Annotated in this window: 22 protein-coding genes; 10 read left to right on the top strand and 12 right to left on the bottom strand. The window is 34.1% G+C overall.

The genetic code is table 11. The features are described from left to right. The first annotated feature begins 191 nt into the window (after positions 1-191). Entirely contained in the window at positions 192-1,508 is a 1,317-nt protein-coding gene (ahcY, locus tag ACM55F_RS01360) for an adenosylhomocysteinase (RefSeq protein WP_416851897.1), read from the top strand. A gap of 442 nt (positions 1,509-1,950) precedes the next feature. On the opposite strand, the gene ACM55F_RS01355 is transcribed toward ahcY, so the two are convergent. From ACM55F_RS01355 to rplU, 3 genes are all read right to left on the bottom strand, one after another. Then, positions 1,951-2,733 carry a hypothetical protein gene (locus tag ACM55F_RS01355; RefSeq protein WP_416851896.1) on the bottom strand — a complete coding sequence of 261 codons (783 nt, stop codon included), beginning with the start codon at positions 2,731-2,733 and terminating at the stop codon, positions 1,951-1,953. Positions 2,734-3,050: 317 nt separating this feature from the next. Beyond that, positions 3,051-3,317, bottom strand: a complete 267-nt coding sequence (rpmA, locus tag ACM55F_RS01350) for a 50S ribosomal protein L27 (protein ID WP_086453627.1) — start codon at positions 3,315-3,317, stop codon at positions 3,051-3,053. Between the two features lie 23 nt (positions 3,318-3,340). Further along, a complete protein-coding gene (gene rplU / locus ACM55F_RS01345) occupies positions 3,341-3,766 on the bottom strand; it encodes a 50S ribosomal protein L21 (RefSeq protein ID WP_039108679.1) in 426 nt (141 codons plus the stop codon). Between the two features lie 264 nt (positions 3,767-4,030). Here rplU and ACM55F_RS01340 point away from each other — a divergent pair, with 264 nt between their 5' ends. Both ACM55F_RS01340 and ACM55F_RS01335 read left to right on the top strand, forming a co-directional pair. After that, positions 4,031-5,356: a M16 family metallopeptidase gene (locus ACM55F_RS01340; RefSeq protein WP_416851895.1), complete on the top strand. Its 1,326-nt coding sequence runs from the start codon at positions 4,031-4,033 to the stop codon at positions 5,354-5,356. 13 nt (positions 5,357-5,369) lie between these two features. Continuing rightward, positions 5,370-6,785, top strand: a complete 1,416-nt coding sequence (locus ACM55F_RS01335) for a M16 family metallopeptidase (protein ID WP_416851894.1) — start codon at positions 5,370-5,372, stop codon at positions 6,783-6,785. Positions 6,786-6,896: 111 nt separating this feature from the next. Here ACM55F_RS01335 and ACM55F_RS01330 read toward each other — a convergent pair whose 3' ends face one another. Next, positions 6,897-7,763, bottom strand: coding sequence for a DMT family transporter (locus ACM55F_RS01330; RefSeq protein WP_416851892.1), 867 nt, complete (start codon positions 7,761-7,763; stop codon positions 6,897-6,899). A 105-nt stretch (positions 7,764-7,868) separates the two neighbouring features. Here ACM55F_RS01330 and ACM55F_RS01325 point away from each other — a divergent pair, with 105 nt between their 5' ends. Then, positions 7,869-8,252 (top strand): heavy-metal-associated domain-containing protein, encoded by a 384-nt coding sequence (locus ACM55F_RS01325; protein WP_416851891.1) that lies wholly within the window; start codon positions 7,869-7,871, stop codon positions 8,250-8,252. A gap of 189 nt (positions 8,253-8,441) precedes the next feature. On the opposite strand, the gene gldD is transcribed toward ACM55F_RS01325, so the two are convergent. From gldD to mutY, 4 genes are all read right to left on the bottom strand, one after another. After that, a complete protein-coding gene (gene gldD, locus ACM55F_RS01320) occupies positions 8,442-9,005 on the bottom strand; it encodes a gliding motility lipoprotein GldD (RefSeq protein ID WP_416851889.1) in 564 nt (187 codons plus the stop codon). An 88-nt stretch (positions 9,006-9,093) separates the two neighbouring features. Further along, positions 9,094-10,389 carry a gliding motility-associated protein GldE gene (locus ACM55F_RS01315; protein ID WP_416851888.1) on the bottom strand — a complete coding sequence of 432 codons (1,296 nt, stop codon included), beginning with the start codon at positions 10,387-10,389 and terminating at the stop codon, positions 9,094-9,096. 23 nt (positions 10,390-10,412) lie between these two features. Continuing rightward, the gene (locus tag ACM55F_RS01310) at positions 10,413-10,853 is read right to left on the bottom strand and encodes a single-stranded DNA-binding protein (protein ID WP_416851886.1); all 441 of its coding nucleotides are present in this window, start codon (positions 10,851-10,853) and stop codon (positions 10,413-10,415) included. Between the two features lie 47 nt (positions 10,854-10,900). After that, on the bottom strand, positions 10,901-11,938 hold the full coding sequence (gene mutY / locus ACM55F_RS01305; protein WP_416851885.1) for an A/G-specific adenine glycosylase: 1,038 nt from the start codon (positions 11,936-11,938) through the stop codon (positions 10,901-10,903). Between the two features lie 133 nt (positions 11,939-12,071). On the opposite strand from mutY, the gene ACM55F_RS01300 reads away from it, so the two are divergent. Beyond that, positions 12,072-12,362 carry an HU family DNA-binding protein gene (locus ACM55F_RS01300; protein ID WP_016989051.1) on the top strand — a complete coding sequence of 97 codons (291 nt, stop codon included), beginning with the start codon at positions 12,072-12,074 and terminating at the stop codon, positions 12,360-12,362. Between the two features lie 315 nt (positions 12,363-12,677). Then, positions 12,678-14,222 carry an Rne/Rng family ribonuclease gene (locus ACM55F_RS01295; protein WP_416851884.1) on the top strand — a complete coding sequence of 515 codons (1,545 nt, stop codon included), beginning with the start codon at positions 12,678-12,680 and terminating at the stop codon, positions 14,220-14,222. Positions 14,223-14,296: 74 nt separating this feature from the next. Here the strand turns inward: ACM55F_RS01295 and ACM55F_RS01290 are convergent, their stop codons facing one another. After that, positions 14,297-15,463: an MFS transporter gene (locus ACM55F_RS01290; RefSeq protein WP_416851883.1), complete on the bottom strand. Its 1,167-nt coding sequence runs from the start codon at positions 15,461-15,463 to the stop codon at positions 14,297-14,299. Between the two features lie 209 nt (positions 15,464-15,672). Here ACM55F_RS01290 and ACM55F_RS01285 point away from each other — a divergent pair, with 209 nt between their 5' ends. Next, positions 15,673-16,506, top strand: a complete 834-nt coding sequence (locus ACM55F_RS01285; RefSeq protein WP_416851882.1) for an AraC family transcriptional regulator — start codon at positions 15,673-15,675, stop codon at positions 16,504-16,506. An 82-nt stretch (positions 16,507-16,588) separates the two neighbouring features. Here ACM55F_RS01285 and ACM55F_RS01280 read toward each other — a convergent pair whose 3' ends face one another. Further along, positions 16,589-17,032, bottom strand: coding sequence for a nucleoside deaminase (locus ACM55F_RS01280; protein WP_416851880.1), 444 nt, complete (start codon positions 17,030-17,032; stop codon positions 16,589-16,591). A gap of 38 nt (positions 17,033-17,070) precedes the next feature. Here ACM55F_RS01280 and ACM55F_RS01275 point away from each other — a divergent pair, with 38 nt between their 5' ends. Both ACM55F_RS01275 and ACM55F_RS01270 read left to right on the top strand, forming a co-directional pair. Continuing rightward, positions 17,071-18,852, top strand: coding sequence for a 1-deoxy-D-xylulose-5-phosphate synthase (locus ACM55F_RS01275; RefSeq protein WP_416851878.1), 1,782 nt, complete (start codon positions 17,071-17,073; stop codon positions 18,850-18,852). Between the two features lie 37 nt (positions 18,853-18,889). Beyond that, positions 18,890-19,930 (top strand): DUF3078 domain-containing protein, encoded by a 1,041-nt coding sequence (locus ACM55F_RS01270; RefSeq protein ID WP_416851876.1) that lies wholly within the window; start codon positions 18,890-18,892, stop codon positions 19,928-19,930. 3 nt (positions 19,931-19,933) lie between these two features. Here the strand turns inward: ACM55F_RS01270 and dgt are convergent, their stop codons facing one another. Further along, a complete protein-coding gene (dgt, locus tag ACM55F_RS01265; RefSeq protein WP_416851875.1) occupies positions 19,934-21,280 on the bottom strand; it encodes a dGTP triphosphohydrolase in 1,347 nt (448 codons plus the stop codon). A 232-nt stretch (positions 21,281-21,512) separates the two neighbouring features. Continuing rightward, positions 21,513-21,974, bottom strand: coding sequence for an Lrp/AsnC family transcriptional regulator (locus tag ACM55F_RS01260; protein WP_282710921.1), 462 nt, complete (start codon positions 21,972-21,974; stop codon positions 21,513-21,515). Between the two features lie 155 nt (positions 21,975-22,129). On the opposite strand from ACM55F_RS01260, the gene metE reads away from it, so the two are divergent. Continuing rightward, a complete protein-coding gene (gene metE / locus ACM55F_RS01255; protein ID WP_416851874.1) occupies positions 22,130-24,454 on the top strand; it encodes a 5-methyltetrahydropteroyltriglutamate--homocysteine S-methyltransferase in 2,325 nt (774 codons plus the stop codon). The last annotated feature ends 57 nt before the right edge of the window (positions 24,455-24,511 follow it).

Below are 24,511 nucleotides of genomic sequence, written 5' to 3'. Positions count from 1 at the left end.
AATAGCTCCAGAAACTGAAACAAGTTCAGCTTAAAGAAATTATTTAGTTAATGTTCAAAAGATTAGCGAATTAAACAATTCATAAATCTTCTAGAAAATAGTTAAATTCTAAAGTTATTCCGTAAATTTGCAAAAAATTTTACGCCCGAGCCTAAAGGCGAACGGACGAAGTAATTACAAATATACTATAAATGAGTACTACAACTATGCCTTTTGTGGCTTTCAAAGTTAAAGACATTTCTCTAGCGGCTTGGGGAAGAAAAGAAATTGAACTAGCAGAAGCTGAAATGCCAGGTTTAATGGCGCTTCGTGCTGAATACAAAAACGAACAACCACTTGCTGGCGCTCGTATTGCAGGATGTTTGCACATGACAATCCAAACTGCAGTTTTGATTGAAACTTTAATCGCTCTTGGTGCTGAAGTTACTTGGAGTTCTTGTAACATTTTCTCTACTCAAGATCAGGCTGCTGCTGCGATTGCTGCTGCAGGGATTCAAGTTTATGCTTGGAAAGGGTTGAACGAAGTTGATTTTGACTGGTGTATTGAGCAAACATTATTCTTTGGTGAAGACAGAAAACCATTGAACATGATTCTTGATGACGGTGGAGATTTGACGAATATGGTTATTGACCGTTTCCCGGAATTGGTTGCTGGTATCAAAGGATTATCTGAAGAAACTACTACTGGTGTTCATAGATTATACGAAAGAGTAAAAGCTGGAACATTACCAATGCCTGCTATCAACGTAAATGACTCGGTTACTAAATCGAAATTTGATAATAAATACGGTTGTAAAGAATCTGCAGTTGATGCGGTTCGTCGTGCAACTGATATTATGCTTGCTGCAAAAAGAGTAATCGTTTGTGGTTACGGTGACGTAGGTAAAGGAACTGCGGCTTCTTTTAGAGGTGCTGGTTCTATTGTTACCGTTACTGAAATTGACCCAATTTGTGCGCTTCAAGCTGCAATGGACGGTTTTGAAGTGAAGAAATTAGATACCGTTATCGCTACTGCTGATATTATCATTACTACTACTGGAAATAAAGATATTGTTTTGGGTTCTCATTTCGAAAAAATGAAAGACAAAACTATCGTTTGTAACATTGGACATTTTGATAACGAAATTGATATGGCTTGGTTGAACACAAACCACGGTGCATCAAAAATCGAAATCAAACCACAAGTTGACAAATATACTATCGCTGGAAAAGACATTCTTATCCTTGCTGAAGGTCGTTTGGTAAACCTAGGTTGTGCAACAGGTCACCCAAGTTTTGTAATGAGTAATTCATTTACTAACCAAACTTTGGCACAAATCGAGTTATGGAAAAACAGCGCGGCTTACAACAATGACGTGTACATGTTACCAAAACACCTTGATGAGAAAGTAGCAATGTTACACTTAGCTAAATTAGGTGTTGAATTGGAAACGTTACGTGTTGATCAAGCTGATTATATCGGTGTTCCAGTTGAAGGTCCATTCAAACCGGAGTATTACAGATATTAGTATTAAGAGATTTAGTACTAAATATTAAGATAGAACCCTCGCAGAAATGTGAGGGTTTTTTGTTTTTGGGCGTGACCCTTCGTAAAAACTACGGGTCGGGCTATTCGTTGCAATCTTTTATTTCGCTACGCTGCATAAAAGGATTTCCACTGCTATCCCTTACGCATTATCCGCCGAAAGTACATTTTAAAAGCAAAGCAATTCGACGCTTTGTAGTAAATTGTTTAATATATTTGAAAGAAAATAATGTTTAAATTCAGAACAATTGAAGGTTTGATTCGTAAATATGAGGAGCTTAAAATTTTGCTTAACCTGAAAAATTAAATAACCAGACCACGAAAATTTACAATCTGCACCTACAAACATAAACCACAATATCAATTTTCACAAAAAACTCGTTTTTTTCGAAACGGGTTTTTTGTGAAAATTATAGTCTTTATGATTATCGAACTTTTTTAATCAAAGTTGCAGTATAAGCCCATTTCAGGTCTCTTGAAGCCAGACCATCTTGAAATGCTTTTTGTTGTGCCGCTGTATAAACGGTATCACTATCATTAGATCTTCCAAAATATTGATTGAAATCTTTAAACATATCTACAGTAATATGGGAAGCATAAGTAGCACTCCCAATGGGAGACATGAACCTTAATAATTCCCAACTGGCTCTATTTCCTTTATCCACCTGTTTTTGATGATCTGGTTTAAAGGTTTTTGATTCGGCATTTTCATATTTCTCATAGTTGTCAAGAGCTACTTTCATTAAATTAATTGTAGCAACAGTCCCTACAGGCATATCAAATTGTCCATTTGTATGATCAATTTGTTCCAAATAAATCCTTGCCGCTAAATCCCTGCTTTTAGCTGACTGGTTCAATTTATTGATAAGATCTTGCTCTGACATTGCAGGATATGCTTTTTTGGCTGCTGCCATCAAATCACCCCCACCTTGAAACATTTTGACCGGATCTTTAAAAACCTGAACCGTTAGATATTGATAGCCCTGATCTTCACCTCCTGGTTGCATCGACCAAAGATCCCATCCTATAATATCTCCATTTTTAACACGTTGGTCATGAATTTTTTCCCAAAAACTCTCCGTTTCCCCATAAGCGGTTTCTTGCTCATTGTCAACTTTCATAAACTCGAATAGTAAATAAAGCTTGTCTTGAGCAATCATATTGCCACTAAACAAAATTACTGCGGTAAACATGAATAATTTTTTCATAATTGTACAATTTAATGATTAGTAATACTATAATTTACTACTAAAAGTACTAAATATTTATTGTTAAAATCATTAAAACAAAACGCATTAACCTCTTTTTCAATTAATTAAAGAATATTCTGACTGATAGACATACCCCCTAGTTCAATCTTGCAGATTTACAATCTAGAAAAATGAACGGTATTAAAATTGCAGTTATTCCTATTTTTAAAATAAAGATGAAGTCTTAATAAGTACCCATTACAGATTCATATTATCGCTAAAAACAAAAAACCCGTTTCTTTCGAAACGGGTTTTTAAATAATTGAGAAAATCAATTATGCTTCAACTTCGAATGGAAGTATAGAAACATAAGATTTGTTATCTCTTTTCTTTTGGAAGAAAACAACTCCATCTACTCTTGCGTGTAGCGTGTGATCTTTACTGATGTAAACATTTGCACCTGGATTATGTTTTGAACCTCTTTGTCTTACGATGATGTTCCCAGCAATAGCAGCTTGACCACCAAAAATCTTAACACCTAAACGTTTTGATTCTGATTCTCTACCATTCTTAGAACTACCGACACCTTTCTTGTGAGCCATGACGTATTAGTTTTATTTTGTTATTATTCTTGTGTATCTTCTTTTTTAGCTTTAGCTACCTTTTTCTTAGGAGCTTCAACTTCTTCTTCTGTAGTTGCTTCAACTGCTGCTTTTTTAGGAGCTGCTTTCTTAGCACCAACACCAGTAATACCTTCAATTACAATTTGAGTAAGATATTGTCTGTGACCGTTTCTCTTTTTGTATCCTTTTCTTCTTTTCTTTTTGAAAACGATAACTTTATCTCCTTTTAAGTGTTGTAACACTTTAGCTTCTACTGAAGCACCTTCTATAGCTGGGGCGCCTATTGTGATTGTACCGTTATCATCTAACAAATAAACTTTATCGAAAGAAACTTTCGAACCTTCTTCATTTGTCAAACGGTTAACGTAAACCTTTAGGTCTTTGCTTACTTTGAACTGTTGCCCTGCTATCTCTACGATTGCATACATACTGAATTGTTTTAATAATTTTTAAGGTTGCAAATATACAATTAAATATTTATCCCGCAATCCCTCAAGCAAAAAAATACTTCATCTGTTTTAAAGTTTGTTTTTCAACACTTTATATATTCCTAAACAGTATTTATCCAGTCAAAATTTGTTAAAATTAACTGAAACTTGAAATCATCAGACAATCATGATTAAAAAAAGGTATTTTTGAGGTATAAATATTTTTCGTTTTTATCTATTGTAAATAGAAATGTATTAATCCGTATGAAAAAATTAATAATAATGTTAAGTACTGCACTTATGCTGGGAGGAATAGCTTCGGCTCAAAAAATAGCTTTCGAAGAATATGATTTAGACAATGGCATGCATGTCATATTACATAACGATCCATCAGCGCCAGTTGTTGTGACTTCTGTAATGTATCATGTAGGTTCGAAAGATGAAACACCGGACAGAACTGGATTTGCCCATTTTTTTGAACACCTTTTATTCGAAGGAACTGAAAATATTAAACGTGGCGAATGGTTCAAAATCGTCACTTCAAATGGCGGAATAAATAATGCCAACACCTCTGATGATCGTACCTATTATTATGAAGTATTCCCATCAAACAATTTAGAATTGGCACTTTGGATGGAATCCGAAAGATTAATGCATCCCGTAATCAATAAAATAGGCGTTGACACTCAAAACGGAGTGATAAAAGAAGAAAAAAGAAGTCGTTATGACAATCAACCTTATGGAAATATTATTGGCGCTGTAAAAGAAAACATGTTCAAGAACCATCCGTATCGATGGACAACAATTGGTTCGATGGAACATCTGGATGCCGCCACTTTAGAAGAATTCCAGGCTTTTAATAAAAAGTTTTACATTCCAAACAACGCAGTTTTGGTAGTAGCAGGAGATTTCGAAAAAAACAAAGCTAAAGAATGGATTCAGAAATATTTTGGATCAATCCAAAAAGGGAAGGAAATAAAAAAACAAATTTTCACCGAAGAACCTATTACACAAACTATAAGAGCAACCTACGAGGATTCAAATATTCAGATTCCAATGGTTGTAGCTACTTACAGAACTCCTTCGATGAAAACGAGAGACGCCAGAGTATTGGACTTAATATCCTCTTATTTAAGCGACGGGAAAAGTTCTAAACTATACAAGAAAATTGTTGACGAGAAAAAAATGGCTTTACAAATTGATGCTGTTGGTTTTAGTCAGGAAGATTACGGTATGTATATTTTGTATGGTTTACCAATGGGAAAGCACACTTCAGCTGATTTAATAAAAGAGGTTGATGAGGAAATTGTAAAAATCCAGACCGAATTGATTTCGGAGAAAGATTTTCAAAAATTAAAAAATACATTTGACAATCGTTTTGTGAATAAGAATGGAAACCTGGAAGGAATTGCCGAAAATCTAGCGACTTACTATTTGCTTTATGGCGATGTGAATTTGATTAACACAGAGATTGATTTATTTCATTCTATAACACGTGAAGAAATTAGAGATGTAGCCAACAAATATTTAAATCCAAATCAAAGACTTATTTTGGATTATGTTCCTTCAAAAGCGGAGGCTCGAAATTAAGACCTTTTCAATCATGAAAAAAACAACTATTCTATTATTCATTTTGTTCATAACAGGAATCATGCAAGCACAAAATCGTCCACAACCAAAACCTGGAACTTCTCCAGTCGTAAATATAAAAAAACCGCAAACCTTTACTTTAGACAATGGTTTAAAAGTAATGATTGTAGAAAATCACAAATTACCCAGAGTAACTTTTAATCTTGCATTAGACAACGCTCCATTTGCAGAAGGCAATAAAAAAGGTGTCGATGAATTATGCAATAACCTGATAGGAAACGGAAGTGTGAAAATTGCAAAAGATGCTTTCAACGAAGAAATTGATTTTTTGGGCGCCAACATCAACTTTAGTTCGCAAGGCGCTTATGCCAGTTCCCTATCTAAATATTCAGGAAGAATCTTAGAACTTATGGCTTCAGGAGCATTGCATCCAAAATTTACCCAAGAAGAATTCGATAAAGAGAAAGCCAAATTATTAGAAGGACTCAAAGCGCAGGAAAAAAGCGTTCCTGCAATTGCTAACAGAGTGGTTGATGCGCTTGCCTTTGGAAAAAACCATCCTTCCGGTGAATACATGACCGAAGAGACACTTAAAAACGTAACGCTTGCTGATGTGGAATCCAATTATCAAAACTACTTCGTTCCCGAAAATGGATATTTGGTAATTATTGGAGATATTAAATATGACGATGTTAAACCTATTGTTGAAAAACTTTTTGGTTCATGGGAAAAAAGAAGCACTCCAAAATTGACCTATGCCGCTCCCCAAAATGTACCTTTTACCCAAATCAATTTTGTTGATGTCCCTAATGCAGTTCAATCAGAGATTTCATTAGTAAATACGGTAAATTTAAAAATGAGCGACAAAGACTTCTTCCCTGCAGTTATTGCTACTTATATTCTTGGCGGAGATTTCAATAGTTACCTCAATATGAATTTAAGAGAAAAAAATGGTTGGACTTATGGCGCAAATGCAATCATCGGCTCTGGAAAATACGTTACTAAATTGAGAGCAACATCTGCTGTAAAAAGTACCGTTACCGATAGTGCCGTTGTGGAATTCATCAAAGAAATTAAAAAAATAAGAACCGAGAAGGTATCTCCTGAATTACTTAAAAGTGTAAAAGCAGGATATATAGGACGCTTTGTAATGCAGGTAGAAAAACCTCAGGCAATTGCACGGTATGCCTTAAACATAGAAACCGAAGATCTTCCCGCTGATTTTTATGAAAATTACATCAAAACCATAAACGCTGTAACGCCAGATGATATTCTTCGTGCTGCCAACAAGTATTTCCTTTTAGACAATACCCGAATAATTATTGCAGGAAAAGGATCAGAAGTGATTCCAGGATTGGAAAAACTAAAAATTCCAATATTTTACTTTGATAATTATGGAAATTCGGTAGAAAAACCCGTTTACAAATAAAATCTGTTCTTACGTTAAAAAACAACAAAGGCTGCCTTAAAAGACAGCCTTTGTTCTTAAATGAATAGTTACAATCTATCATCTACTCGTCTATTATCTTTTATCCAAGCACTATTTCTTAGCCGATAAATAAACCCCAATCAAAATAATAAAAGCCCCGAAAAACTGAACTGGCGTCAACATTTCATTATCCAATAACCCCCAAAAGAAAGCAACTATTGGAATTAAATACGTTACTGAAGTAGCAAAAACAGGAGAAGACATTTGGATAAGTTTAAAGAACAGAATATTTGCAATTCCAGTTCCTACAACCCCGAGAACCATTATAAACAAAACCGACTCCTGCACTTTCACATCGTGTACCACTTCGAAAAAACCGGAGAAAAATAAAATACTTATTGTTGGCAACAACAGAAATGCAAAATTCCCCGTAGTGATACTCAATGGACTCAAATCATGCAAATATTTTTTTAACAAATTGACATTCACAGCATAGCAAACAGAAGCAATTAGAACTAAAATAGCGTAATAGTAATTTTGTTCCGGATGATGAATAGCTCCATTCAAAATCAACAAAGCACTTCCTATTAAACCAATTAAAACTCCAAAAATTTGATTTCGTCTAAACTGTAACCCAAACGCCAAAGCTCCCAAAACTAAAGTATTTAAAGGCGTTAATGAATTCAAAATTGAACTTACGGAACTGTCGATTTCCGTTTGGGCAATCGCAAAAAGATAGGCTGGAATAAAAGTACCAAACATAGAAGTCAGGGCTATATATTTCCATTTTTCTTTTGGGATTTTTGCTAAACTTTTAAAACCTATCAACAAAAGAAAAACCGCAGCAAAAATGATTCGTAATGACCCTAATTGTAAAGCAGTTAAGCCGACCAATCCTTTTTTTATCAATATAAATGAACTTCCCCAAACTAAGGCAAGAACCATCAAGTAAAACCATTTCAATTGTTTCGAATTCATAAATCTAATTTTGTCCCAAAATTGTAATAATTTTATGAAATAGGGCTTCTTTTTTTCATTAATTTTGCAGCTGATAATTAGACCTTTAATTTAAATCCCATAAAAATGAATTTCACAAAATCAATAGCAGCTATAACACTTGCTGGCCTTTTGTTTGTAAGTTGCAAAAAAAACACTGTAGAAACTACTTCGACTACAAAGGCTTCAACAGAAACAACCGTACCGAAAGTTAAAAAAGAAATTGCTGCCGCTAATCTGCAAACCACAAGTTTCAAAGTGGAAGGAATGACTTGCGCGATTGGTTGTGCCAAAACTATTCAAGAAGATTTAACCGGACTTGAAGGAGTTCAAAAAGCAACGGTAGATTTTGACACAAAACTAGCCACCGTGACTTTTGACAAAACGGTTCAAACTCCAGAAAAATTAACTACAGTTGTGGAAGCAGCTGCAGATGGTAAAACATACAAAGTTTCAAATTTGAAGTCGTAATTCAGACTTTCAAATTTTATAAAAAAAGCATTCGTTACTGGCGAATGCTTTTTTTTATTGAACCATATGAAATTGAAGGTCACTTAAGAATTATGGCTTGAATGACAATTATAAATAAACTTATTTGTTCTTAAATATCTTATGTAGTTAAAAATTACTGCTAATCGTTTTACCACTATTTTCATTTAATTATTTCCACGTCAAAGTTTCCATCAACCGCTGCATATCATTTTTGATATAACTTGCAGCAGGCATAATGGAGTCAAAATTAGGTTTTGTATAGAAATAAACGGAACCCGTTACAAAATGCTTGGCACTGTCCGTTGCATAAAACTGTGAGTTCGTTGCCGCATTCCCATCTACCTGATAAAACATGCCATACACCTTTTTGCTGGGATTCAAATACGGTTGTTCTAATATATCATCTGCTTTTATCACATGCTCATAGGTTAGCTTTTGAGCATCACGCAATAATTTGTCGATATCATTATTCACCGGTTTATACGTAAGATAAATAGTAGCTTTCATTTTTGGATACAAAATAGTAAACCCACAATTTTTCTCCCCTTTAATAACAGCATCTGAATTTATTTCGAAAGCAAATGGACAATCATTTTCGAAATTTACATATTTTGCTTCCGGATAATCCAATCGTAAATAACTGGATGGTTTTGGTATAACATCGTCTTTACAGCTAAAACTCAAGAATGACATCAACACTATCATCGAGAAAGTAATTGTTTTTTTTAACATTTTTATTCTAAATTTATTTAATCTTCTGAAATTTTAAAATAACATATTCAAACATCACTTCCCCTACTTAGTAGGGGCTAGGGGAGCATTATTCAATCGTTACTTTTATTTGTTTAATTCTTTTTTTATCCACCGCTTCTACCGTGAATTGGCAGTTTTCAAATGAGATTTTCTGATCTTTTTTTGGAAAATTCCCTAAAATCTCAAGAATAAATCCGGCTAATGTTTCGGCCTCTCCTTTTTTAATTTCGAATAACTCTTCGTCTACATCAATAATTCTATAGAAATCTTTGAGATTTATTTTTCCTTCAAAAAGATAATTTTTATCATCAATTTGAGAAAAATTAATATTTTCATCATCAAATTCATCACTGATATCACCAACAATTTCTTCGATTATATCTTCCAAAGAAACCAAACCGGAAGTCCCCCCGTATTCATCGACTACAATTGCCAAATGACTTTTCATACTTTGAAAATCCTTCAACAAATTATCTAATTTTTTATTTTCTGGAACAAAAAATGGTTCTCTTAATAATGATTTCCAATCAAATTCACTTGTGTTAATATGCGGAAGTAAATCTTTTACAAATAAAACGCCTTCTATTTGATCAATATTATCTCTATAAACAGGAATTCTCGAATATCCTTTTTCTATAATTTTTGGACAAATAACTGAAAAAATTTCATCTATTTCTAAAGCAAAAATATCGATTCTGGGACTCATCACCTGTTTTGTATCCGTATTTCCAAAACTCACAATTCCTTCTAATATTTTTTGCTCTTCTGAAGAAGTTTCATCTGAAGCTGTCAGTTCCAGCGCCTGAGACAATTGATTGACGGAGAAGTTTGTTTTTTGTTTTCCTAATTTATTATGCAAATAGATAATGGCAGCGCGCATGGGTAAACTTATCGGAGAAAGTAATTTATCAAGTGCTGCAACGGGATATGCAATCAACTTAGCAAACTTGATATTGTTTCTGCTGGCATATACTTTTGGTAAAACTTCTCCAAATAACAATAGTAAGAAGGTAACCACAATTACCTCCAAAATAAATTTTATGACCGACGAAGTTACTGCAGCAAACAAATTTCTTCCAACAAATGAAAATAAGATTACTACTCCAATGTTGATAAAATTATTGGCGACTAGAAGTGTAGCTAAAAGTTTTTTGGGTTTTTCTAAAAGATCAGAGATAATTTTTCCTTTTGAAACATTTTCGTGCAACGCTTCGTCAATGTCTTTTTGAGACAAAGAAAACAATGCCACTTCAGCTCCTGAAACAATTGCAGAACAAAAAAGTAAGGCAAATATGCCAACAAAACCAAACACCAAGTCAGTGTCTATGGCGTAAGCAAAAAATAAACTGGGCTCTGGGTCCAAATTAAAAAAGATTAGTTAAACAATCAAAACGGCAAATCATTGACTGGCAAACCGTTGTTTTGCGGGTCAAAGTTAGCGTTTTTTATGGGTTCAGGATTTGGGCTTTGTTTGTTATTCTCGTTATCCTTCTTAGTGGATAAAAAAGTAAATTCAGTCACTTGAATTTCGGTTGTATATTTAGTTGATCCGTCTTCCGCTTGCCACTGACGTGATTTTAATCGGCCTTCTACATATATTTTATCTCCTTTCGAGAGGTACTTTTCACAAAGTTCGGCCGCTTTATTGCGAACAACCAAATTATGCCACTCCGTAGAAGTGATTTTTTCGTTAGTAGTTTTATTAATATAAACTTCATTCGTTGCCAATTGAAATCTACCGATACAATTTCCTCCATCAAAATAATGCATTTTGACATCATCCCCAAGATGACCTATCAGCATAACTTTATTCAATGTTCCGTTCATATATGTTTGAATTGTATTTCTACCAAAGATACATTTTTTTAGAAACTTTATAAATCCTTTTCAATAAAATTATGAATCACAATAGGAAAGGGAAATGTTTTCAAATCGACATTATTTATTCCTTTTTTGAGGACACCATTGATATTCACTTTCCAAAACTTAATATATAAATGTTGGTGCGATAATTTATGAATAATGCTTTTTCCATTACATTCAGCAACACTTATAATTTCATGATTAACGCCAAAATCCTTTTGTATTTGTGTTGAAATAAAACTAAATTCTTCTTCCTTTTCGGTTTCTATCAAAGGAAACTCATATAAATTGTGCCAAATTCCTTTATCAGTTCGCTTTTGAATTATTGTATTATTATTTTCATCATTAAGAACTAAATAATTAAAAAAACGATTCCTTACTTTGAGTTTCTTAGACTTTACAGGTAATTGATCAACTTTATTTTTTTGCAAAGCGACACAACTTCCGTTAAAAACACAAATACTGCAATTAGGACTTTTAGGAACACATTGCAAAGCCCCAAACTCCATGATGGCTTGATTAAAAATGGCAGGATTATCTTTCGGCATTAATTCAAAAGCCAGAGCAGCAAATTCCTTTTTGGCGGAAGCCGCAACAATATCAGTTTCTATATCAAAATAACGCGACAAAACCCGAAACACATTTCCATCAACAACAGGAACCACTTCATTATAAGAAAAAGATGCAATTGCCGCCGCGGTATATTCTCCAATTCCTTTTAATTGCAACAAGTCCTTATAAGTAGTCGGGAAAACACCTGATAATTCATCCGCAACATGCTGAGCCGTTTTGTGTAAATTTCGGGCACGGGAATAATACCCCAAACCTTGCCAAAGTTTCAAAACTTGCTCTTCATCGGCTTTCGCCAAATCAAAAACGGTAGGAAATGCGGCTGTAAATGAAAGAAAATAAGGCATCCCCTGAGCGACTCTTGTCTGTTGCAACATAATTTCCGAGAGCCAAATAGGGTAAGGATTGGTTGTATTCCGCCAAGGCAAATCGCGCTTGTTATGTAAATACCATTGTATTAGCAAGTTAGAAAAAGTCATATTTTAATTATTTGTTGGCAAAAGTAAAAGTTTATGTTATTAAAATTTAATGAATTAGCTTGAATAATTGTTTTTTAAATTCCTATATTTGCAAACTCAAAAAAATAGTACAACATAATAAATAGGAAAGAAAATGACGAAAGCAGATATCGTAGCAAAAATTTCAGAAAAATTAGGTCTTGAAAAAGGAGATGTGCAAGCAACTGTAGAGACTTTTATGAATGAAGTAAAAAATTCATTAGAAACTGGAGACAATGTTTATTTAAGAGGTTTTGGAAGTTTTATCGTAAAAACTAGAGCTGAAAAAACAGGTAGAAATATCTCTAAAAATACAACAATAAAAATTCCTGCACACAACATTCCAGCCTTCAAACCTGCAAAAGTTTTTGTTGAAGGAGTAAAAATAAATAACGAAGCAAAATAATAAATTAATTAATCATAAAATCTTCAAGATATGCCAAGCGGTAAAAAAAGAAAGAGACATAAGGTAGCGACTCACAAACGTAAAAAAAGAGCGAGAGCTAACCGTCACAAAAAGAAAAAGTAGTTTTAAACTACTTTTTTCTTTTTAAACGTTCATTGAAATCGAAAGTTAGTAATCAGTATTCAGTTTTTAGTATTCAGTCAACTGCGAACTTAACACTGCAAACTGCCAGCTAATTTTCCCCGGGTTCAATACCTGTTAAAATATTGTTTAATCCATTTGTTCGCCTTGGCGAATAGATAAAAAATTTACAGTGTGAATAAAGAATTAATCATTAGATCTAGTTCTGAAGCAGTAGATTTTGCCTTATTAAAAGATGGAAAACTAATTGAATTACACAAAGAAGAAGAAAAAAGCAACTTCCAGGTAGGTGATATTTTTATTGCCAAAATTAGGAAACCCGTTGCCGGACTTAACGCTGCTTTTGTAAATGTAGGCTTCGAAAAAGATGCTTTTTTACATTATCACGATTTAGGCCCTAATCTATCTTCCCAACTGAAATTCATAAAACTTGTAAGCGCAGGTAAATTAAAAGATTTCTCCCTAAAAACCTTTCAGTTTGAAAAAGAAATAGACAAAGATGGTACCATTACAGATGTAATAAGTGCCAATCAATCTATTTTAGTACAAGTCGTCAAAGAACCAATATCTACAAAAGGTCCAAGAATTAGCGCTGAGCTTTCTCTTGCCGGAAGATTTATAGTTTTAGTTCCGTTTTCTGACCGTGTTTCTATTTCTCAAAAAATAGAAGACAAAAAGGAAAAAGAACGCTTGAAACGATTAGTACAATCCATCAAACCAAAAGGATTTGGTGTTATTGTTCGCACAGTAGCCGAAGGCAAAAATACAGCCGAATTAGAAAAAGATTTGCAGAACCTGCTTAGCAGATGGACTGCAATGTGTAAAAAATTACCAACTGCTCATCATCCGTCCAAAGTATTAGGAGAACTCAACAGAGCCTCTTCAATATTAAGAGACGTGTTTAATGATACCTTTAGTGGTATTCAAATTGATGATGAAGAGTTGTACAACCAAACGAAGGATTATTTGCAAGAAATTGCACCTTCAAAACAATCAATTGTTAAGTTTTATCAATCAAATGATACGCCTATTTTTGAGAAATATAACATAGAGAGACAAATCAAAACATCCTTTGGAAAAACCGTTTCCATGAGTAAAGGAGCTTATCTTATTATCGAACATACTGAAGCTTTGCACGTTATAGACGTAAATAGCGGAAACCGTTCTAATAAAGCTACCAACCAGGAAGATACGGCCATGGAAGTGAATATGATTGCTGCTGCTGAAATTGCAAGACAATTGCGTCTTCGCGATATGGGTGGTATCATTGTAGTAGATTTTATCGATATGTCTAATCCCGAAAATCGTAAAGTTTTGTTCGAATTCCTAAGAGAAGAAATGAGCGATGATAAAGCAAAACATAAAATCTTACCTCCGAGCAAATTTGGATTAGTTCAAATTACTAGACAAAGAGTAAGACCCGAAGTAAACATTAAAACTAGAGAAGAAGATCCAAACAATGAAAATGGAGAAATTGAAGCTCCAATATTAATCATTGATAAAATTGCTTCTGATTTAGAAAGAGTTTTAAAAAACCACAAAGAAGTGGTACTTAATGTACATCCATTTGTGGCAGCATACCTTACCAAAGGTTTTCCATCATTACGTTCAAAATGGTTTCTTGAACATAAAAAGTGGGTGAAAATCATACCTCGTGACGCTTACACGTATTTAGAATATCATTTCTACGATAAAAAAGAAAATGTTATTATAGAATAAATTAAAACTGCCTTTCGTGAGATTGGCGGTTTTTTTATGTCTTTTTTTTAAATAAAATGTGCACATTTAAATATTTAAACAGCTTGCAACTTCAAAGCGCTTCTCTTTCTTTGAAGAAATGCAAAAGCAACAAGAACTCCCACAAGCGACATACCAACACCAATTAAATTGGGAGATGCATAACTAAACCCAAGCACCAAAGGTAATCCGCCGAGGAAAGCCCCCAAAGCATTTCCGATATTAAATGCAGCCTGAATTGCTGCTGAAGCAATCATTTCAGCACCAACAGCTGTCTGAATCATAAGCACCTGAATTGGCGCCACAATTGCAAAAGAAATACAACCCGTAGAAAATACTAATACTAAAGTCATATACTGACTTGAAGAAAAGAAATACACTAACAATAAATCCAAGGCCATTATAAAAAGCAGCATTATAATTGTTTTTGCAGGAGAAAATTTATCAGCTAATTTTCCTCCGATAAAATTTCCAAAAACCATTCCCAAACCTGCCAAGACTAAGATATATGGCACATCTTCAGCGGAAAATTTAGAAACATCTGTCAATAGCGGAGCAATATAGCTAATCCAGCAAAATAATCCACCACAACCAAAAGCAGTAATTGAAATAATCAACCAGGCTTCAGTTTGCTTAAAAAACTGCAACTGGCTTTTAATTGTTTCTTTTGCTCCTGCTCTAAGGTTCGGCATCCAAAAATAAAGAGAAACAAAAGTTAAGAACCCAACAATTGTAATTATTATAAACGTATAACGCCACGTATAATGATGTCCAATATAGGTTCCAATTGGAACTCCCGCAAGATTCGCTATTGTCAATCCCGAAAACATAATGGATATAGCATGCGCTTCTTTTCCTTTATCAGCCAGACTGCTGGCAACAACAGCTCCAACTCCAAAAAAAGCTCCATGAGGCAATCCAGAAAGCAATCTTGAAGCGAATAAAAATTCATAATTTGGTGCAATAATCGAAAGCGCATTAAAAAAAGTAAGCATAGCAGCCAAAATCAAAAGTATTTTTTTAGGCGGATAATTTCTTGCAATAATAACCAATAAGGGCGCGCCAATTACGACTCCCAAAGCATAAGCAGAAATTAAATATCCAGCGACTGGTATTGTAATTTTTAAATCTGAAGCAATGTCCGGCAATAAACCCATCATCACAAATTCTGTTATTCCTATAGTTAAACCACCCAATGAGAGCGCGATGAGACTTTTTTTCATTTTGTTTTTTATAAAAATATTAATGTATTTAAAAATGTTTTTTGAGATAATTTTTGAAACGAAGTTTCGATTTTAGGATTTCCCGCGATTAGATAAAAAGGCGACAACAATACCTGATATCCTAATTTGTGTTTTTACATGGGGCAAATTTATTTATAGCAAATTCAAATAAGTTGTATTTTTGCAACATAAACTTGTAATTATACGCTATGCCTAAATTAAATCAATTTGAAACATTAGTTATTGATGAGTTTGAAGAAGACAAATTTCACCTTCCAACCCATAGTCATACCTATTATGAAATTATTTATATAGCAAAAGGTAACGGCATCCATCATTTGAACAACAATCTATTATCGTATAAAACAGGGGATTTATTTGTAATTTCACCTGACGATGAGCACTACTTTGATATTAAAAAAAGTACGCGGTTTGTCTTTATAAAATTCACGGACAATTATTTCAATTCAAATAAAAAGCTGTCCTGTGACGAGTTTCTGTTGAATACACCGGAAAATTTTATGCGAGATAAATCACTAAAAGAAAACGTTTTAAAACTGGATGAACCCTGTAAGACAATTTTAAAAAATACAGTAGAAAACATTACTGCTTACAATAGCAAAACGAATGTTTCAACATCGCCAATTGTTTTTTACCAAGTTTTATCAATTTTCGGATTAATCAAGGAAACAATGCGTTGCATGAATATGCAAGTTACAGGAACAAATATTGACAACGAACAGATTACTTCTTACATTCATCAAAATATATACAATCCAAAACTGATTCAAATCAAATCAATTTCGAGACATTTTAATATCTCCCATACTTACTTCGGTACTTATTTCAAACGAAGTTTTTCGATAACCTATAGAGATTACATCAAGAATCTACGAACCAAATTAATCGAAAAAAGAATTTCCAACAACCAAATGTCCATCAAACAAATTGCTTATGAATTTGGTTTTACAGACGAAAGCCATCTATCGAATTACTTTAAAAAACAAAAAAACATGAAGCCTAGCGACTTTAAGAAACTGTGATTTTTTTAATGAATCAATCACCAAAGAAAAAAGTCTGCTCTTTTATCCCAACATTTCGAAAATTTTTAAAGGAAATTGCTTTTTATTTTCTTCTCTCCACAAAAAACCGCTTCATCAATTCCGAAGCTTCATTCGCCAGAACACCTCGAACAACAGTAGTTTTAGGATGCAATTGCGTTCCCATTTTTGTAAAACCTCGATTTTCATCGGTTGCACCAAAAACAATTTTAGAAATCTGACTCCAGTATAAAGCGCCAGCGCACATCTGGCAAGGCTCTAGGGTCACATAAAGTGTGCAACCAATTAAGTATTTTCCGCCAAGGAAATTAGCCGCAGCAGTAATCGCCTGCATTTCGGCATGAGCCGTTACGTCAACAAGCATTTCGGTAAGATTATGACCTCGTGCAATCACTTTATTATCAATGACAATAAGAGCTCCAACAGGAATTTCGCCTTTTTCAAAAGCCATTTCGGCTTCCTGCAAAGCTTTTTTCATAAAATATTCGTCAGTGAAAGGATTTATCATAGTTACAAAAATAAGAATTCAATTCGTACATTTGCTTCATGTCAGATAATTTACTTTCAAACATAAATAACCCAACCGATTTACGCTTGCTGGATGAAACCCAACTTCTTCAAGTCGCTCAGGAATTACGTGATTTCATTATTGATGTTGTATCTGTAAAAGAAGGACATCTTGGTGCCAGTCTTGGAGTTGTAGAACTTACCATCGCTTTGCATTATGTTTTTGACACACCAAACGATTTATTGATTTGGGACGTAGGTCATCAAGCTTACGGACATAAAATACTGACAGGAAGAAGAGAAAATTTTCATACCAATCGGCAATTGGGCGGTATTTCCGGTTTCCCAAAAAGAAGTGAGAGTATTTACGATGCTTTTGGTGTAGGCCACTCCTCTACTTCCATTTCGGCAGCTCTAGGAATGGCAATTGCTTCCAATTTAAAAGGCGATAATAATAAACAACACATCGCAGTAATTGGAGATGCCTCCATCGCTTCAGGAATGGCTTTTGAAGGACTAAATCACGCTGGAGTTACTGACGCAAATTTATTAGTAATTCTTAATGATAATGCCATAGGTATTGATCCAAGTGTGGGAGCATTAAAACAGTATCTCACTGCCGTGAAAGAAGGAAAGAATCCAAGACAAAACAACATGATTAAGTCCCTGAATTTTAATTATTCAGGACCAATAGACGGCCATGATATTTTTGCCGTTAATAAAGAATTGAAACGTTTGCAAAAAATAAAAGGTCCAAAATTCCTCCATGTTATTACTACCAAAGGAAAAGGATTGCAACAAGCTGAAGACGATCAGGTAAAATACCATGCTCCCGGAAAATTTGATGCAAACACAGGTGAAATCCATATAAAATCCGAAGAAAATTTACCTCCTAAATACCAAGATGTTTTTGGGTTAACCGTATTAGATTTGGCAAAAGCCAATGAAAAAATAATAGGAATTACACCAGCAATGCCATCAGGAAGCTCTTTAAAATTTATGATGGATGCGTTTCCAAAACGGGCGATTGATGTGGGAATTGCCGAGCAACATGCGGTAACTTTGGCAGCTGGAATGGCAACTCAAGGGATGATTGTTTTCTGCAATATTTACTCTACTTTTTTACAAAGAGGCTACGATCAGGTGATTCATGATGTGGCTTTACAAAATTTACCCGTTATTTTTTGCTTAGACAGAGCCGGATTAGTTGGAGAAGACGGCGCAACACATCACGGCGTTTTTGACTTGGCTTATTTACGTTGCATTCCCAATATGATTGTTTATGCACCGATGAACGAAGTAGCTCTACAAAATATTTTATACACAGCACAATTGGGATTAAATCATCCCATAGCGATAAGGTATCCACGTGGTCGTGGTGTTATTGCAAATTGGCAAACTAAACATCTTGGAAAGTATAAAAAAATAGAAATTGGAAAAAGTATTTGCATAAAAGAAGGTTCTGCAATAGCCGTTCTATCCAATGGAACTATTGGCAATAATGTCACTTTGGCTATAGCCAAAATAAACCATCCAAAAACTATTGCACATTATGATTTTTCTTTTGTTAAACCATTAGACAAAAACGCCTTACACTCCATTTTTGCTAAATTTACAACTATAATCACAATAGAAGATGGCGTTGTCAAAGGCGGCTTTGGAAGTGCGATTCTCGAGTTTGCATCCGAGAATAATTATACTTCAAAAGTAACTGTTCTTGGGATTCCTGATGAATTTATCGAGCAGGGATCCGTTGCCGAATTACAACAATATTGCAAAATTGACGTTAAAAGTCTTGAAATACTTTTTTCAAGTTACTAAAATAATTATTTTGCACCCTTAAATTCAATACGCTTCTATGAAATTACTATCCTACGCATTACTCTTCTTTTCATTAACAATTTCTATAAATAGTTTTTCTCAAGAGACAATAGCAACTCCAGTAATAGCTGGGCTCACACCTACAACAGCACTTGTAAAAGTAACTACATTCGCACCTTTGACAGTTGCACTAAAAATACACCCGCCAATCCCAATAATTACCGTATCTCCTTGGACAAAAAAAAATAGTTTAGGTTTCTATCTCTCTGAAATTGCATTTGTTAATTGGAGTGCCGGGGGAACAAGTTCCATATCCGGATTAATTAAAGGTGATTTTTCAAGAGTTTATGCCAAAAAAAATCGCAAATGGGTAAACGAACTTGTTATTCGATATGGTTTAAATAAACAAGACGGAATTGAAGTAAGAAAATCCGATGATGCATTACAATTTAACTCCACATTTGGTTATAGAAAAGATACGATAACCAATTGGTATCACAGTGCAAAATTCAATTTTAACACCCAGTTTACAAATGGATATTCCTACCCAAACAAGGAAATTGCCATTTCAAAACCTTTAGCTCCAGCGTACGCATTTATGGGTATAGGCGCCGAAAATGCCAATAAAGGTAAAAATAGAATATTCTATATTTCGCCATTTACTTTTAAAACCACATTGGTTTTAGATCAAAAATTAGCCAATCAAGGTGCTTTTGGTGTTGAGAAAGCCACTTATGACAGTGATGGTATTTTAATTTCTGAAGGCAAACGATCAAAAACAGAACTTGGTTTTTTGATGACCAGTCTTTACAAAAAAGAAATTTTTAAAAATGTCAATATAGAAAATCGTGTAAGTATTTACTCTGATTACATTAATAATTTTGGCAATGTTGATGTCGATTATGATTTATTATTGGACTTAGTCGTAAACCAATACGTAAAAGCAAATATTGGCACCCGAATAGTTTATGATGATGATATAAAATCCAAAAAGGAAATTGACGGTAAACAAGTTACTGAAGGCGCAAAAATACAATTGAAACAACTTTTAGGTGTGGGAATAGTATATGCTTTCTAATGATTAAGCTTTCTTCCTTCCATTAATAGTTTCAAATAATTCGAGTGCATTTCCATCAGTCAAAAGAGACACATAATGACAAATATGAAGTAATCTTCCATAAAGATTTTCTTTTTCCAAATGATGTTTCTCTGGCAACATTTTCATGATTAAGGTATCATAATTTGATGCTTCGCCGTTGAATTTATTATTGAAAGCGGTTATGAATTTATCCAATAAAGTTTGTATAATTTGATAGCCAACGATTTCTTTCTCGATGACTTCACGACTTTGATAGATGTTTTTAACGCTAATTTTGATAATATCATCCATTTGTGCTTTGTACTTGCTTTTATCCATAATTGCAAAAGGAAATTTACCTTCCAGAATTAACCCTTCATTTTCGATAAAAACTTTGACTGCATCATTAATTAAGCTTCCTATTGCCAAAGCGCGTAAATAACTTATTCGGTCTTCTTTGGTTTCTAAAGTCTTGTATTTAGAAGTATCAATGCTATCTTTCACCAATTTTATCAAATATTCTAAAGCAAAATCTTCGGAAACTAATCCTAAGTTTATTCCGTCTTCAAAATCAATAATGGTGTAACAAATATCATCCGCAGCTTCGACTAAATAAGCCAAAGGATGTCTTTCGAAACCTATATTATCTCCCGATTTATTTGGAATCAAACCCATATCAGAAGCTACATCTTGAAAAAAGGCTTTATCGGTTTGAAAGAAACCGTATTTTTTATCGGCAATAGCTGCGGTTGGTTTTTTCGGTAAACTTTCCTTTGGATATTTCATGAAAGCACCAAGAGTAGCATAAGAAATTCTAAGTCCGCCTTCGATTCCGGGACGACCTGCTGTCAGTACCGAAAATCCATTCGCATTCCCTTCAAAATCAATTAAATCCTGCCATTCTTTTGCGGTAAGTTGGTCTTTGTATTGCTGTCCTTTTCCAATAGAAAAATATTCTCCAATCGCTTTTTCACCAGAATGTCCAAAAGGTGGATTTCCAATATCATGAGCCAATGATGCTGCGGCAACAATAGCCCCAAAATCATTCATGTGATAGCCGTGAACTTCTTTTAAATGTGGATATTTTTCTATAATTTTTTTACCCACCAATCGCCCTAAAGAACGACCCACGACCGAAACTTCCAAACTATGTGTCAATCTGGTGTGCACAAAATCAGTTTTTGACAATGGAATAACCTGTGTTTTATCCTGCAAACTTCTAAAAGCGGACGAGAAGATTATACGGTCATAATCAACTTCAAAACCCAAACGGGTATCGTCCTGTTCTACACGTAATCTTTTGCCTTTGTCGCCTTGTCTTTTTAGTGATAAAAGTTGTTCCCAGTTCATTATGATTTATAATTTCAGATTAACGAATTTTGATTTCAGATTTAAAAGAACCAAAAATACATTTTATTTTAAGATTTTCTTAAGCAATAGGTCTTCGCTTTTAAAAAATTCGTTGTTTCAATTATTCAAATTTTATAAAATATGCTCGATCTGCTAAATCTGCGTGCCTATATTTTTTACGCAGATTTAAAAAAATCTCTTACTCCCAAATTAATAAAATAATTTCGCGCTGTTAAATAGCCAATGCGGTACTGTGCTTGATTTCTCCCATCACAAAAACGCTTTGAGTATTACCAATATTCTCAATAGTTGATAATTTATTCATTACAAAATCTTGATAACTGGACATATCTTCGACCAAAATTTTCAGCATAAAATCATAATCCCCTGCTATATTGTAACATTCTATAATTTCAGGAAGCGCAACAATATCTTTCACAAAATTGCTTCCCACATTTTTGGCATGTTCCTTTAACCGAACATTACAAAAAACAGTCATTCCAAGATTTAATTTTTTCTTATCTAGCAAGGCAACATATTTCATAATATAGCCATCTCGTTCCAGTCTTTTTATACGTTCATAGACTGGTGTAACCGTCAGGAATAATTTACTTGCTAGCTCTTTAGTATTGATATTCGAGTTTTCTTGCAGGTGTTTTAAGATTTGCAAATCAATGTTGTCAATATTTTCCATAGTATTTTTTACTGTTAAAAATCATTTTCAAAGTTTCATTCAGAACTAAAACCTACCATACCTCCATATAATGCTTTTATTCACTGAAACAATAGGCTAATTTAAGTTTAAATATCCAATACAATAACTTTGCATAGTAAAAAATACTGTATATAATGAAAACAAACAATCTAGGTTATCCAAGAATTGGTAGCAACAGAGAATTAAAAAAAGCCTGTGAATCGTATTGGGCAGGAAAAATTTCGGCAGAAGAACTTTTAACTGTAGGCGCAACTATCCGCAAAGAAAACTGGCAATTACAAGTAGAAGCCGGAATCGATTTAATCCCTTCCAATGACTTTTCGTTTTACGACCAAGTACTGGATTTATCACTTACATTAGGTGTTATTCCAAAACGTTATCAAGGACTAGCCAAAACAAACTCCACTATCGATTTGTATTTTGCCATGGCAAGAGGTTCGCAAAAAGAAGGACAAGATGTAGTAGCCATGGAAATGACAAAATGGTTTGACACCAATTACCATTACATCGTACCGGAATTCACAAAAGATCAAGAATTCAAATTATTCTCCGAAAAAATAATCGATGAATTCAAAGAAGCCAATGCTTTAGGGATTGCAACAAAACCGGTACTTATAGGACCTGTAACTTATTTGCTTCTTGGAAAGGAAAAGGAAGAAGGTTTTCATAGAATAGATCTTATCGATAAATTGCTTCCGGTTTATTTTGAAATTTTGCAAAAACTGGAGGATCAAAAAGTAGAATGGATTCAATTTGACGAACCGTTTTTAGCCTTGAATTTAACCGATAAAGAAAGAAATGCAATCACTTATGTATATAATGAAATCAATAAACGTTTCCCAAAAATCAAACTAATTCTTGCTAATTATTTTGATTGCTTTGGAGAGAATCTTGACACTGTTCTTGCTTTACCCGTTCATACTTTGCATTTAGATTTGGTTCGTTGTCATTCCCAATTGGATGATATTCTGGAATCAGGGCAATTGTCCAGTAATGTAAACCTATCACTTGGTGTTGTAGATGGAAGAAATATTTGGAAAAATGATTTCAAAAAATCTTTAGCCCTTATTAAGAAAGCGACAAATGCACTCGGCGAAAACAGAATCCTGATTGCGCCATCGTGTTCCCTTATTCACTCGCCATGTGATTTGGAATTAGAAACTAACAACGCAACACTAACTCCTGAAATCAAGCAATGGTTGGCTTTCGCCAAACAAAAAACTGAAGAAATAGTACTGCTCAAATATTTTGCTTCGAATGAAATAGACATTAGTAATTCTATTCGCTTTGAAGAAAATACTATCGCCAATGAAAACAGAAAAACATCCGCTTTAATACATAATGATGCGGTGAAAAATCGTGTCGCCAGTATTACAACTGGTGATGATCAAAGAGAAAACCCATTTTCCATTCGTAGAAAAAAACAAATAGACGTATTAAATCTTCCTTTATTTCCTACTACAACTATTGGTTCTTTCCCGCAAACTACCGAAGTGCGCAGCTGGAGAGCGAAGTTCAAAAAAGGAGAATTAAATCAACAACAATATGATGATTTGCTCCAAAAAGAAACCGAAGAAACGATTCGCTTTCAAGAAAAAACAGGAATTGATGTATTGGTTCACGGAGAATTTGAACGCAACGACATGGTCGAATATTTTGGAGAACAATTAGACGGATTTACTTTTACCAAAAACGGTTGGGTACAAAGTTATGGTAGCCGTTGTGTAAAACCTCCCGTTATTTATGGTGATGTTTCCCGTCCAAATCCGATGACTGTGAAATGGGCTGAATTTGCACAATCGCTTACGCCAAAATGGGTAAAAGGAATGCTAACCGGTCCCGTAACTATTTTGCAATGGTCATTTGTCCGTAACGATCAACCGCGATCTGAAACCTGCACCCAAATTGCATTAGCGATTAGAGATGAAGTGGTTGACTTAGAAAATGCGGGAATTAAGATTATCCAAATTGATGAACCTGCCATTCGAGAAGGATTGCCTTTACGAAAAGAAGAATGGGCAACCTATTTGGATTGGGCTGTAAAAGCGTTTAGAATTTCGGCCAGTGGCGTAAAAGATGATACACAGATTCACACCCACATGTGTTATAGTGAGTTCAACGATATCATCCAGAATATTGCTGACATGGATGCCGATGTAATCACCATAGAATGTTCGCGTTCGCAAATGGAATTACTGGATGCTTTTGCCGATTTCAATTATCCAAACGAAATAGGTCCTGGTGTGTATGATATCCACTCGCCTCGCGTACCTTCCAGTACCGAAATGGTGAAATTATTAGAAAAAGCTTCGGCAGTTATTCCATTAGATCAGCTTTGGGTAAATCCGGATTGTGGTTTAAAAACCCGTCATTGGGATGAAACTAAAAAGGCTTTAATCGAAATGGTAGCCGCAGCTCAAGAGATGAGAATTGCTGAAGAAAACATTGCAATTGTTTAATAATTAAAAATAGAAAACCTAGTAGATTTAAAAATTTACTAGGTTTTGTTTTTAAGT

It is taken from the genome of Flavobacterium melibiosi, from assembly GCF_048158545.1.
GTDB lineage: Bacteria > Bacteroidota > Bacteroidia > Flavobacteriales > Flavobacteriaceae > Flavobacterium > Flavobacterium melibiosi.
This window is presented reverse-complemented; position numbering and strand designations above follow the sequence as displayed.